12 protein-coding genes are annotated in these 11322 nt (G+C 37.7%); 2 read left to right on the top strand and 10 right to left on the bottom strand.

What is annotated here, in order from left to right; genetic code table 11:
* Positions 1-58 precede the first annotated feature (58 nt).
* Positions 59-565, top strand: coding sequence for a pentapeptide repeat-containing protein (locus V7K55_RS07885; protein WP_334829889.1), 507 nt, complete (start codon positions 59-61; stop codon positions 563-565).
* Positions 566-999: 434 nt separating this feature from the next.
* On the opposite strand, the gene V7K55_RS07880 is transcribed toward V7K55_RS07885, so the two are convergent.
* The 5 genes from V7K55_RS07880 to V7K55_RS07860 form a co-directional block, all read right to left on the bottom strand.
* Complete coding sequence (locus V7K55_RS07880) at positions 1000-1236, bottom strand: DUF2281 domain-containing protein (protein ID WP_334829887.1); 237 nt, start codon at positions 1234-1236, stop codon at positions 1000-1002.
* Positions 1237-1465: 229 nt separating this feature from the next.
* Positions 1466-1639 (bottom strand): Uma2 family endonuclease, encoded by a 174-nt coding sequence (locus V7K55_RS07875; RefSeq protein WP_334829885.1) that lies wholly within the window; start codon positions 1637-1639, stop codon positions 1466-1468.
* A 148-nt stretch (positions 1640-1787) separates the two neighbouring features.
* Positions 1788-2123 carry a type II toxin-antitoxin system HicB family antitoxin gene (locus V7K55_RS07870; protein ID WP_199346326.1) on the bottom strand — a complete coding sequence of 112 codons (336 nt, stop codon included), beginning with the start codon at positions 2121-2123 and terminating at the stop codon, positions 1788-1790.
* A complete protein-coding gene (locus V7K55_RS07865) occupies positions 2123-2383 on the bottom strand; it encodes a type II toxin-antitoxin system HicA family toxin (RefSeq protein ID WP_069068733.1) in 261 nt (86 codons plus the stop codon). Before V7K55_RS07865 ends, V7K55_RS07870 begins: the two co-directional genes overlap by 1 nt.
* A gap of 67 nt (positions 2384-2450) precedes the next feature.
* Positions 2451-2777 carry a hypothetical protein gene (locus V7K55_RS07860; protein WP_334829882.1) on the bottom strand — a complete coding sequence of 109 codons (327 nt, stop codon included), beginning with the start codon at positions 2775-2777 and terminating at the stop codon, positions 2451-2453.
* On the opposite strand from V7K55_RS07860, the gene V7K55_RS07855 reads away from it, so the two are divergent.
* Positions 2740-2985, top strand: a complete 246-nt coding sequence (locus tag V7K55_RS07855; protein WP_334829880.1) for a hypothetical protein — start codon at positions 2740-2742, stop codon at positions 2983-2985. The two genes, V7K55_RS07860 and V7K55_RS07855, sit on opposite strands and share 38 nt — an antisense overlap.
* 91 nt (positions 2986-3076) lie before the next feature.
* On the opposite strand, the gene V7K55_RS07850 is transcribed toward V7K55_RS07855, so the two are convergent.
* The 5 genes from V7K55_RS07850 to V7K55_RS07830 form a co-directional block, all read right to left on the bottom strand.
* The gene (locus V7K55_RS07850; RefSeq protein ID WP_334829878.1) at positions 3077-4576 is read right to left on the bottom strand and encodes a hypothetical protein; all 1500 of its coding nucleotides are present in this window, start codon (positions 4574-4576) and stop codon (positions 3077-3079) included.
* Between the two features lie 122 nt (positions 4577-4698).
* Positions 4699-5010 (bottom strand): HigA family addiction module antitoxin, encoded by a 312-nt coding sequence (locus tag V7K55_RS07845; RefSeq protein ID WP_334829876.1) that lies wholly within the window; start codon positions 5008-5010, stop codon positions 4699-4701.
* 79 nt (positions 5011-5089) lie between these two features.
* Positions 5090-5368 (bottom strand): type II toxin-antitoxin system RelE/ParE family toxin, encoded by a 279-nt coding sequence (locus V7K55_RS07840; protein WP_292728953.1) that lies wholly within the window; start codon positions 5366-5368, stop codon positions 5090-5092.
* Between the two features lie 63 nt (positions 5369-5431).
* Positions 5432-9418: a magnesium chelatase subunit H gene (locus V7K55_RS07835; protein ID WP_334829874.1), complete on the bottom strand. Its 3987-nt coding sequence runs from the start codon at positions 9416-9418 to the stop codon at positions 5432-5434.
* A gap of 384 nt (positions 9419-9802) precedes the next feature.
* Entirely contained in the window at positions 9803-11128 is a 1326-nt protein-coding gene (locus tag V7K55_RS07830; protein ID WP_334829872.1) for a hypothetical protein, read from the bottom strand.
* Between the last annotated feature and the right edge of the window lie 194 nt (positions 11129-11322).

The following is an 11322-nucleotide window of genomic DNA, read 5'->3' as shown; positions in this document are numbered from 1 at the left end:
AAATTTGAAACTTAACTTGTGTATCTGCCTTTTTTATATCATTTGCAATAGTATTAATATGAATGTTGAAGAACTTTTGAAACGGTATGCTGCTGGCGAGAGGGATTTTAATGGTCTTAAAGATGACGTTGATCTGAGTGGAGCTAACTTGCAAGGAGTTGACCTAAGTGGAGCTAACTTAAGTTGCGTTAACTTAAGTGGTGCTAATTTGTCCCAAGTCAATCTGAGTCAATGTGATTTGAGTGATATTGACTTTACGGGAGCTAATCTATCTCAAGCAAATCTTGTTGAAGCAAATCTTAGTAGTGCTTATTGTGATGAAGCTAATTTGACCTCAGCAAATCTTAGTCAAACTAACTTAAAATATGCCCAATTGATAGGAGCTAATTTCAATCAAGCAAACCTTCGTAATGCTAACTTATCCAATACTTATTTGGAATCAGCCGATTTTAGAAATGCAGACTTACGAGGAGTTGATTTAGAAAATTCTCATTACAATAGTTCTACTCTTTGGCCTGAAGATTTTGATCCTAAATCCTATATTGGTTTTTGGTATGGCGATTAAACTTTTGTTAAGTCTGACCATATTCAATATCTAAAAATAGCAAGAAGTTTTGATTCATTCTGTGATGCTATTATTGATATTGGTTATGAGTCGTTTTCTGATCTTCTCAAAAATGGCGATGATGAAGATGAAGACAAATATTATAGTCGGGGAGATTCTTATCGATTCCACGAATTGAAAATTACTTTATCAGATGTGACTAGCTTAGACTGGGACTATCTTGAAATTAAAAGTTCCGTCATAAATGTAGAGTTAAGTCTTAGATCCGATATAATTGATGTTCTCAATCGATTAGAAGATGCTATTTACGATGACAAAGTAAATCTTTTATTATTTTTGTATACTTGATTCTATAGCCTCTGAGATCAGCTAATTTATTTGAAACTTTAAAGTATTATTTGGCTATAACTCTGTATCTAGCAATACATACTTCATCATGATCCGTAGGAATCCATATAATCTTTATTAGTAGACAAATAACTTGCTGCTTCCACACAACCAATGTATTCTTGAGCAAGAGTCAAAGCCGAAACCCCTGACTTTATTTCTTGAGAAGATAACTCTTGCTTTTGTATTTTCGCAAGTAAAAATTCTACAAAATCTAACGCCTCTTGTTGCTTATCAGGGGGTAATATTCTTACCTTGTCTATAATAATTTCTTCAATGCTCATTTTCTCTAGCGTCTCGGATAAACTAAATATATTTTAAACTTTAAAGTATTATTTGGCTGTATGCTTTTAGCCGTGACTTCAATCGTTAGGCACTCAAAAGAATAAATTAGGAAGTATACATCGCACTATTTACATTAATTTATCAGGCGCGATCGCCTTTCAGAAAACCTCAAAAATAATGCGATATCTATGGTGAGCTACGAAGAGCGCATTTCGTATTTTAATCAATTCACCAGATATCTTTAAAATTAAGCACAAATTCCGGTAGCACATCTTCTCCTGATAAACTAGCAGGAGATTCCAGCACTTCAAAATCTCTACCAGAACGATAAATTTCTACTTGCCGAGTTTCTAAATCAATTAACCAAGCTAATTTAGCACCGTTGTCTCGGTACTCTTGCATTTTATTTTGTAGCCTTATTAAACAATCAGTATCAGCAGGAGCAAAGTTGATAGTTAACGCATCCATATAAAAATTTCAACTTGAATATTCCCATAAAAATGCCAAAGGCAATGCACTTTAGCGAAAAAAATATTTAGAATGATTGACTTTAAGTATTGATTACTTTATCCGCAGCACCAGTTAAGATTTCATCCATCCAAGCATTTATGCTTTTGCCAGCTTTTTTAGCAGCAATAAATATTTTGCGGTGGTGTTCTGGAGTTGTGCGGAATGGAAGTTTACCAGAGAATGGTTTATCAGGCTCTTCTCCTAGTTCTTCACAGAAAGCAAGATAATCATCAACAGAAATTTGAAATTCTTGACGCGCTTCGTCTACAGTTTTTGCCTTAAAGGTAATTACGTCATTAATATCTAGGACTTGACCAAAAAGTATTCCCGCTTCTACATCTACTTCTATACTAGCTGTGTATCCCTTATAAGTCATCATATTTCAATTCCTGCCTTAATTAAAAATTCTCTAACAGATTTGACTGCTCCTTTATCTGTCTCATTTTGAGGATGCGGTTCGTGAAAAACAGCTTTCACATCATTTAATTTCACACGAACCCGCGAACCTCTACCTTGAGTAATATCAGCACCGAGAGCTATAAATAAACTTTCAATATCTTTCCAAAGAACATTAGATGGTACAGGATTTGTAAAAATTAACTCTAAAATCTGACGTTGTTTGTTATTGAGATCCATTTAATCAATACAATTACAGCCATCTTACAGTTAAGTTAAATATAGCCACAGATTTAATGATATCATATTATGATATCGTTGAAAATATAGAAGCGATCGCTGTTTCTATGATGGCATTGTAGGCGATCACTAGTTGTGGAAGAGTGAGGGCTAGCCTAGCTCCCCGTAGGTATCGCCTGACAGAAAACCTCAAAAATAATGCGATCGCCTGTTGTCCAAGAATGAGCGTTCGCCTTGCAGAAAACCTCAAAAATAATGCGATCGCCTGTTGTCCAAGAATGAGCGATCGCTTTGCAGAAAACATCAAAAATAAAGCGATCGCCTTACAGAAAATCTCAAAAACATAGCGATCGCTGTTGTGTAAAAGTGAGTGCGATCGCTTTACAGAAAACATCAAAAATAATGCGATCGCTGTTGTGGAAGAGAGAGTGCGATCGCATTACAGAAAACCTCGAAAAAAGCGATCGCTGTTGTGGAAGAGTGAGTGCGATCGCTTTACAGAAAATCTTAAAAACAAAGCGATCGCCTATTGTGAAAGAGTGAGTGCGATCGCTTTGCAGAAAACCTTAAAAATAATGCGATCGCCTATTATGGAAGAGTAAGCTATACCTATGTTAAAGCATCTATGGTGGTTGTTTTCCATAATCTTTAATGATTATAAAGTTTCTTCTGTATTAAGCTAAATTTCAGTTTCTAAAAATATTTACTAGATGCTACTTTTTTCCTTCCAAAGAATTTAATTCTGCCATCTACTAATATAATATTTGGTGTCTTTCTTTCATTTCTTTTTTCTATTTCAGACATTTTATATAATTCATTCTGAATATATAAATGTCTTTCATCAGTTGCTAATAACAAAAATATCCCCTCCTTTGAACTATATTGATTAATATAGTCTACAAGTTTGTTAAAACTTTTATAGATTTGTTCTTTTGTATCAGATGAATATTTCAATAGAACTACACTTTCTAAAAACATGATTTTTTCATTGGCTAATATTATCATGCCATTGTTGGATTTATACTCTATATTTATTCTTGATATAAAATTATACGAATTCTGCGAAATATACTCTTCTACGAGTTTTAGTAATATCAGTTGTGAAAATTTTTCCCTTATAGGTTTTCCTAAATCATTATATAGTTCAACACATAAATCTTTTTGTGATATTAAATCAGAGAATTTATTAACAATGGCTTCAACATTTTCATGAAAGTCTTGAACTGAATAAACTATTTTTTTTAGTTCAAGAGGGAAATTGATAGCATAATTTTTTGCAGTTGTATACCATCTAAACTCGTTATCTAAATCACTATCAAAATGATATGAATTAGGTTGTTTTGATTTATATTTGTCAATTAAATTTATCAATAATTTAGGGTTTTTAGTAATAAGTTCCTTTATTTGTGCCTTTTTTAATTTTTTGAAAACTTGCTCCCAAGTAGGAATATTTTGATCCCTTTCATCTATGATCCTATTGACTTCTTTACGTAATTTATCATTGTGCGATACTATAGAATCATAGTCATTAAAACACTTAGAAGATGCTACTGGCAATTTAGTTAATATATCTTCAGGAACTAAAATCAGTGGTTGTTTTACTCCTTTTGTTAAGTAATAAGGCAAGTTAAATTTTTGATTTCTTATCGAAGTATCTGTAAAAGTTGGAAGTTTAAAGTTTTTAGCTACTCGTTCAGAAAATGTCAGTAATTCAGTAAGTATGATGTCAACAGTCATGTCACTGATTCTATCTGCACCAAAATTTTCCTCAAACAATGGAGTCATTTCAAAAATAGCTGGATCTGTTATATTTAATTGAATAGCAAAATAAACTGCATTTTGTGCTAATTTTTCGGCTAATTTTTCCCCGATTCCTTTCCCTTCAGTGTGGTTAGTTGAATATCCTAATCCAGCTAGAGAATTTTCTTTGAATTTTAACTTATCAGTTATATGATATATAATCTGTTGAGTATTTGTTTGATTTTCTTTTAATTGATATATTTCATTAAAAATGCTTGCGAAATAGGTTTGAAATTTACTGTATGTTCCTTGTAATTCGTCAATTTTGGTTTCTTTTAACAATCTAGGATCTACATAAAATTTAGAGTCAATATCTATAAATCCATCAAATACGCCTTCTTTCCTTAGTTCATCTGATGAAATACTAAATACATCGCTAATTCTTTTTGGCATAATTTTGTTTCACAACTAATTTGCTGATTTAAGACAAATATTTACAGTATTCATCATGTGTTCATTTACCTGACAATTGCTGTAAATTTCAATATTCAAAAAATAATTATTCACAATTTCTTCTAAACCAATGTCATGACTTGCTCATATTCTTCTTTATGGCTTTGCAAAGCATCCCAAAGATCAACTTTTTGCTGAAGATTAAGCCAAAGTCTTGGGCCATTTCCTAAAGCTTTACCAAGACGTATTGCTATATCTACTGTAATTGAGCTTTGACCATTAATAACTTCCTGAATTGTTTGATTAGATACTCCTAAGATTTCTGCAAAATTTGCGGTATTAATATCTAAATCATCTAAAATATCTGCAATTACTTCGCCAGGATGTATTGGTCTTACTAATCTAGTATCAGTAATATCTTGCCAATTATCCATAATTAATACTTCTTACTTAATAATTTGGTCAACCTTATGTATCATTGTCTAGCCAATTAAGATCATATTAACACAGGAATTAATGATAATCTTCAAGATTGACATCATAAGCATCGCCATCTTCAAATCTAAAAGTTATACGCCAGTTTGCTGATACCTTAATTGACCAAGTTCCTTTCCTGTCTCCTTTTAATTCATGCAAATCATAACCTGGTAATCTAATATCTTCTACAATTAACGCTGAGTCTATAACTTCAAGTCTGATTCTAATTTTCTTTTCTAAGTTTGCAGGAACTCCTTTATTAAAATTTTCTCTAAACAAATTTTCTAATGCTTTATTTTGAAATGTTTGAATCATTTATATTTCATTTTTTACCCTTATCTCATTGTTAAGGCAGGCATAATGCCTGCCCATGTAATCCTAGTCTATCCCTTCAATCCGGTCTTCAACTTCTTGGTACAACTCGCGCAGACGATCTAAATTATCCTCGCTAGTCTCCCAATAACCGCGTCCATTCACTTCCAACAAAGTTGATACAATCTTGCGGAAAGAATGGGGATTAAGGTTCAATAACCGTTTCTGCATTTCTTCATCTTTGATGAAGGTTTCATTAGTATCCTCATAAATCCAGTTATCCACAGCGCCGGCTGTCGCACTCCAACCTGTTGTATTCACCAACCGCTTGGAGAGTTCGCGCACACCTTCGTAACCGTGAGATAGCATCCCCTCGTACCACTTGGGATTTAACAATTTGGTACGCGCATCCAAACGCACGGTTTCTGATAATGTCCGCACTTGGGCGTTAGCTGTGGTTGTATCTGCAATATAAGATGCTGGTTTTTTACCATCACCCCGCAGACTTGCCACCAGCTTAGTAGGATCTGAATCAAAGTAGTGGGAAACGTCCGTTAAGCTAATCTCGGAAGAATCCAAATTTTGGAAAGTTGCATCAGCAGTTTTCAATGTACTTTCAAAAATACCGCGCGATTCGTCCATGATTCCGGGGTTATCGGAATTGAAGGAGAAGGATTTCCGGTTGAGATACATTTCCTGCAACTCGGCTTCGCTATCCCAAGTGCTGTTTTCTACCGCCAAGTTGATATTTGACGAGTAGGAACCAGAAGCGTTGGAGAAAACGCGCGTCGCTGCTTGACGCAGATTAATCCCCATTTCCTCAGCTTGCTGCAAAGCGTGTTTGCGAACAAAGTTCATATCTAAAGGTTCATCCGCCTCAGCTGCCATCTTCACGCCTTGGTCTAGCAGGTTCATTTGGTTGATGAACAAGTCGCGGAATACGCCAGAACAGTTGATTACTACATCAATTCTGGGTCTTCCCAACTCTTCTAAAGATATCAATTCCAACTTGTTCACCCGTCCCAAGGCATCGGGAACTGGACGCACGCCCACCATCCACATAATTTGCGCTAGGGATTCACCGTAAGTTTTGATGTTATCGGTTCCCCAAAGGACACAGGCAATGGTTTCTGGCCATTTTCCATCATTTTCAGACTTGTTACGGATTAAAAGCCTGTCTACGACGATTTTGGCTGATTGGATTGCTGCTGTTGTTGGGATGGATTGCGGATCGAGTGCATGGATATTCTTACCTGTAGGCAATACATCCGGGTTGCGGATGGGATCGCCACCAGGGCCGGGTAAGATGTACTCGCCTTCTAAGCCTCTGAGTAATGCTCCCAGTTCGTTGTCGGCACAAACTTGTTGCAGGCAGAATTCCAAATACTCAAATAGGGGTTTTAGGGCTGCGGTATCAACTTTGGGATAACCTGCTTTATGTAATGATTCTACCCAAGGTTCCTTTTTGCCCATGTTGAAGAAATTCAACCGGGAAACTAGAGAAACTCGTCCTTCAGCGTCGATTTGCTCTTGGACAAGGGCGGTAACTGCTGCACGGGTTGCCAAGGTGATATCTTGCAATAACTGGACATCTTCTAAAATGCCTCGGTCATTACTTTGGTAAATATCGTCAATGTTACGCCCAATGCTGTTGGCGATAATTCCCGGTAAACCTTGAAGTCCTTCTTCCTGACGATCTAGACTAGCGATGTTGACGAGAGTTGCGATCGCTTCTTCTGCACTTGGGGGTTTACCAATGACGTGCAACCCACAAGGCAACAACCGCGATTCGATTTCCATCAACTTGCGGTAGACGTTGCCAACAATATTATCCCGCTCATCGGTACTCATATCTCTGGCATCGGTTTCTGGCAGGTTAATATCCTTATCCAGATTCACGATCCGGCATTTATCCATGATGCTGTTAACAATGGAAACACCGCGTCCACTATCTTTCAAGGTTTGGTAGGAAGCAATTAATTCGCTGAGTTCCTTCAAACCTTTATACAAACCAGCATTTTCTGCCGGTGGTGTCAAGTAAGAAATTGTTTCGGCATAACTCCGACGTTTGGCAATTGTCGCTTCACTCGGATTATTAGCTGCGTAGTAATACAGGTTGGGAATTGAGCCAATTAAGTTATCTGGATAACAATCACCAGACATCCCCATCTGTTTACCTGGCATGAATTCCAAGGAACCATGTGTACCAAAGTGCAGTACAGCATCAGCTTGCCAAACTTGCTCTAGGTAGGTGTAGTAAGCAGCAAAACCGTGGTGAGGACTAGCCGAACGGGAGAACAACAGCCGCATCGGATCGCCTTCGTAACCAAATGTGGGTTGTACGCCGATGAAAACGTTACCGAATTGCTTACCATAAATCAGCAAGTTTTGCCCGTCGCTGTTAAGGTGTCCGGGAGGTGGGCCCCAGTTTTCCTCTAGGCGGTGAGAGTAAGGGGTTAGCGCCTCATACTCAGGAACCGACATTTTGTAAGCAACGTTCAGTTCTGGGCTGTTGTACTGCGCTTGGGCATCGTGAATGACTTCTTGCAGCAATGCTTCGGCTGATTCTGGCAATTCTGGTAAGTCGTAGCCGTTATTTTTGAGGGCTTTCATCACCTCGTAGATGGAACCGAATACATCCAAGTAAGCGGCGGTTCCCACGTTGCCTTTATCTGGCGGGAAACTGAAAACGGTGATGGCGACTTTTTTATCAAGTTTTGGCTTGCGGCGGAGGTTAGCCCATTTTAAGGCGCGTTCGGCGACAGCTTCAACCCGATCGCGCAGTGCGATCGCTTTGCCTGTAGTCCCATCTCTACCCGATAATACAATCGGCTCAATTGCTCCATCTAATTCAGGAATCGCAATTTGCAAAGCTACTTGAATTGGATGTAACCCTAAATCACTATCCATCCACTCTTCTGTGGTTTGGAATACTAAGGGTAAGGCCACCATGTAAGGACGGTTTAAGCGTTTGAGTGCCTCAATTGCCTTGGGATGATCTTGTCTAGCTGGGCCACCCACTAAAGCAAAACCAGTCAGCGAGATCACTGCATCTACTAACTGTATTTTGGTAATTGGTTCGTAGAAGTAAGCCTCAACAGGCTTGGAGAAATCCAAACCACCAGCAAACACAGGTAATACCCGTGCGCCCATTGCTTCCAACTCCTGCACCATTGCTACATAATGGGCATCATCGCCTGTAACTAGGTGAGTGCGTTGCAATACTAACCCGACACAAGGAGCTAGGGGATCTTTTAGATCGCTAGAAATATCCTTACGAGCTGTATACCAATTGAGGTATTCTCTGACATCCTCAAACATACTGGGAGCCAAAGGATGCCAAATCCCTAAATCGGGATAAACAACTGGCTGTTCATAAGTAGAAGGTGCAAAATCTTGTTTATCTAAACCTTTAAATACGTATTTATCAGCTAGCATCAGCAAGAAGTTTTCCAGATTTTCTGGAGAACCACCTAGCCAATACTGAAAACTGAGCATGAAATTTCGGGCATCCTGTGCCTTGTCCATTGGGAGAAACTTCAGCACTTGCGGCAGGGTACGCAAAAGCTTCAGCATCCCATCTTGGAATCCCGCACCGGATTTTTCTTTGCGTTTCCGCATAAATTGTGCGATCGCACTTTTTGACTGACCCAATTGTGCCAAGGAAAAGCTACCCATTTTACTCAGGCGCATTACCTCTGGCATCGAGGGAAAGACAACGGAAACGTCGAGATGATCGCGGTGTGGTTCTACTGCTGCTACAACTTTCTGTGCTAAGTCTTCGATGAAAATGAGGGAAGCGATGAAGATATTCGCACTCTCAATTTCTCGTTTAAACTCCTCGTAATTTTCAGGGTCGCGGAGTTCCTCAATCAAGTACCCACTGATTTCAATCGCCAAGTTGGGATTGTTCGCGTTAATCGTGCGAACAGCTTGCGACAAAGCACTCTGGTACTGGGACTCAAGCACGACATAGACCACCTTGATTAAACTACGTCCGCGTAAGTTATCAGGCGCAATGTGTCTAATGGTGGACTTGACGTGTGTGAACATGCTTCTTCGGCTCCTTTGATGCGTGTTCTCTCTGTAAGTTCCTAGCGGCATCATCAGCCACAAGTAACTTGTGATCTTTAGGCAATATCTGTTTTTTATCAGAAAACTCTTACCCAGTAGGCATTTTATCGTCTATCTGACACAAATCGATATAAAAAACGAAATATTTCTTTGTAATTGTTGACTTTACATAAAAGTATTCGCTCACATTAATGTAAACATTTCGTAATAATATTTAATAGATAAATAACTATTTAACGATATTGTTCTATCTAAAAAACAAAACCCGCACAAGCGGGTTGTAAAATTGGTATTTTATTTGGCGAAATGCTTAGGCATAGGTGGTCGTATAAATCGCCTAATTACTATATTTATATTTATTAACTAAGAATAAAGTTTAGCTTCTAACTGTTTCAAAATCTTCTTCGGATCGTTCTTATCCCCCTTCAGAAATTTCCAAGCAGCAAGACCTGCGCCAAATGCAACTATCGCAGATCCTCCAGTCATTACACCAACACCTCCAAGGAATGCCATCGAAGCACTGTAAGCAGCAGCCCCAGATAGAGTGCTAATTGCAGTACCAGTACTAGCCAGACCAAAAGCGCCAGCAGCAGCCCAGGCTGTACTAAGAACAGCACCACTTGTAACTACTCCTGCTCCTGCTGCAATTCCCAAATTTTTGTGATCCTCAGAATCCATTTGAGTAAGCGAAGCAACAGATACTAAAGCAGCAGCACCAATTAAAGCAGCTCCCCCAGTTGCAACTGCTAGTCCTCCCAACATCCCCAAGCCGCCCGCAGCCACAGAACCACCACCTAAAACAGCTAGGGTTGAATTAGTTGCAGCACCTCCAGATAAAGAACTAATAGCCACCCCTGTCCCTGCTTTTATTCCTGTAGCCTGAGCGATGGTTGTAGCATTTGGAACAATATTAGATGCTTTTTTAACGGATTTGTAAACTGTTTGAACTGTTTCTAATATTGAGCTTTCTGTTGCGGACTTACCTTTTTGAGAATTGATGGGTTCTCGCATTAACTTGTAAAGTGCTTTACAATCATCTGCTATATCAGAGTCTAGAATTAACGTATCTAGTGATTTCAGATTATTTTTACAACTAACTGGTTCACCATCTCTTAATTTAGAGTAAGCAGAAAGTAACTCTGATCTATAAATACTTGATGTAATAGTATTAATTCTATCAAGGATTAATATGTCAGTAGTTATTGCCCTAGATTTAATACTAAAATTAAAGTATAGTTGCTTAATATTTTCAGGGATTGAGGAGTTTTGTACTATTGAGTCAAGTTGATTCAAAGAAGTAAAATCAGATATGCTTTCACCCGATCTAATGCATTGAAACACTCCTCGAATAGATTCTTTTTGAGCTTGCTTAAGCTTAGATATCTTTAAAGATTTATCAATACATTCTGCAATTGCTATTAACCTAAAATTTTGACTAGCAAGACTATATCGCCTACAAAAAGGTTTATCACTCTGGGCTGAGTCAACAATAAAGTCTAATAGTTCTAATGCAGATAAATCATTTTTATATTCAGCATTCTTTACTGAAGTATAGATATTGCTACATCTAGTTTTACTTTTAATTTTTATATCCGCATTATTAATCAACTTAAATATCATTTTGTCGATATTATCATTCTGCTCAAATAAGGTATGCAGAGTTACAATACTGTACTTTTGATTGAACACAGTTTTTTGTGAAAACAAATCAGAGATTTTATTAAAAAAGCCAGAAGATGTTTTGTCTAAACGTACTTGACTTCCTTCTGTACAGTTGGCTGGAATATTTAAGTAGGTGGGCGGGAAAATTTACAAGTATGTAACGAAAACTTAACCAGAGATACTAGAGTCAAATTTAATACGTTCTGTACTGTAGTTGCCCT

The organism is Nostoc sp., assembly GCF_036919895.1.
Lineage (GTDB): Bacteria > Cyanobacteriota > Cyanobacteriia > Cyanobacteriales > Nostocaceae > Nostoc.
The sequence above is the reverse complement of the archived record's forward strand: the minus strand, read 5'-3'. Positions and strand labels throughout refer to the sequence as shown.

What these genes read in the sequence shown, in the direction of transcription:
- V7K55_RS07885 (WP_334829889.1), top strand. Translation starts at nt 59, where the DNA reads ATGAATGTTGAAGAACTTTTGAAACGGTATGCTGCTGGCGAGAGGGAT.
- V7K55_RS07880 (WP_334829887.1), bottom strand. Translation starts at nt 1,236, where the DNA reads ATGAGCATTGAAGAAATTATTATAGACAAGGTAAGAATATTACCCCCT.
- V7K55_RS07875 (WP_334829885.1), bottom strand. Translation starts at nt 1,639, where the DNA reads ATGCAAGAGTACCGAGACAACGGTGCTAAATTAGCTTGGTTAATTGAT.
- V7K55_RS07870 (WP_199346326.1), bottom strand. Translation starts at nt 2,123, where the DNA reads ATGACTTATAAGGGATACACAGCTAGTATAGAAGTAGATGTAGAAGCG.
- V7K55_RS07865 (WP_069068733.1), bottom strand. Translation starts at nt 2,383, where the DNA reads ATGGATCTCAATAACAAACAACGTCAGATTTTAGAGTTAATTTTTACA.
- V7K55_RS07860 (WP_334829882.1), bottom strand. Translation starts at nt 2,777, where the DNA reads ATGTTTTCTGTAAAGCGATCGCACTCACTTTTACACAACAGCGATCGC.
- V7K55_RS07850 (WP_334829878.1), bottom strand. Translation starts at nt 4,576, where the DNA reads ATGCCAAAAAGAATTAGCGATGTATTTAGTATTTCATCAGATGAACTA.
- V7K55_RS07845 (WP_334829876.1), bottom strand. Translation starts at nt 5,010, where the DNA reads ATGGATAATTGGCAAGATATTACTGATACTAGATTAGTAAGACCAATA.
- V7K55_RS07840 (WP_292728953.1), bottom strand. Translation starts at nt 5,368, where the DNA reads ATGATTCAAACATTTCAAAATAAAGCATTAGAAAATTTGTTTAGAGAA.
- V7K55_RS07835 (WP_334829874.1), bottom strand. Translation starts at nt 9,418, where the DNA reads ATGTTCACACACGTCAAGTCCACCATTAGACACATTGCGCCTGATAAC.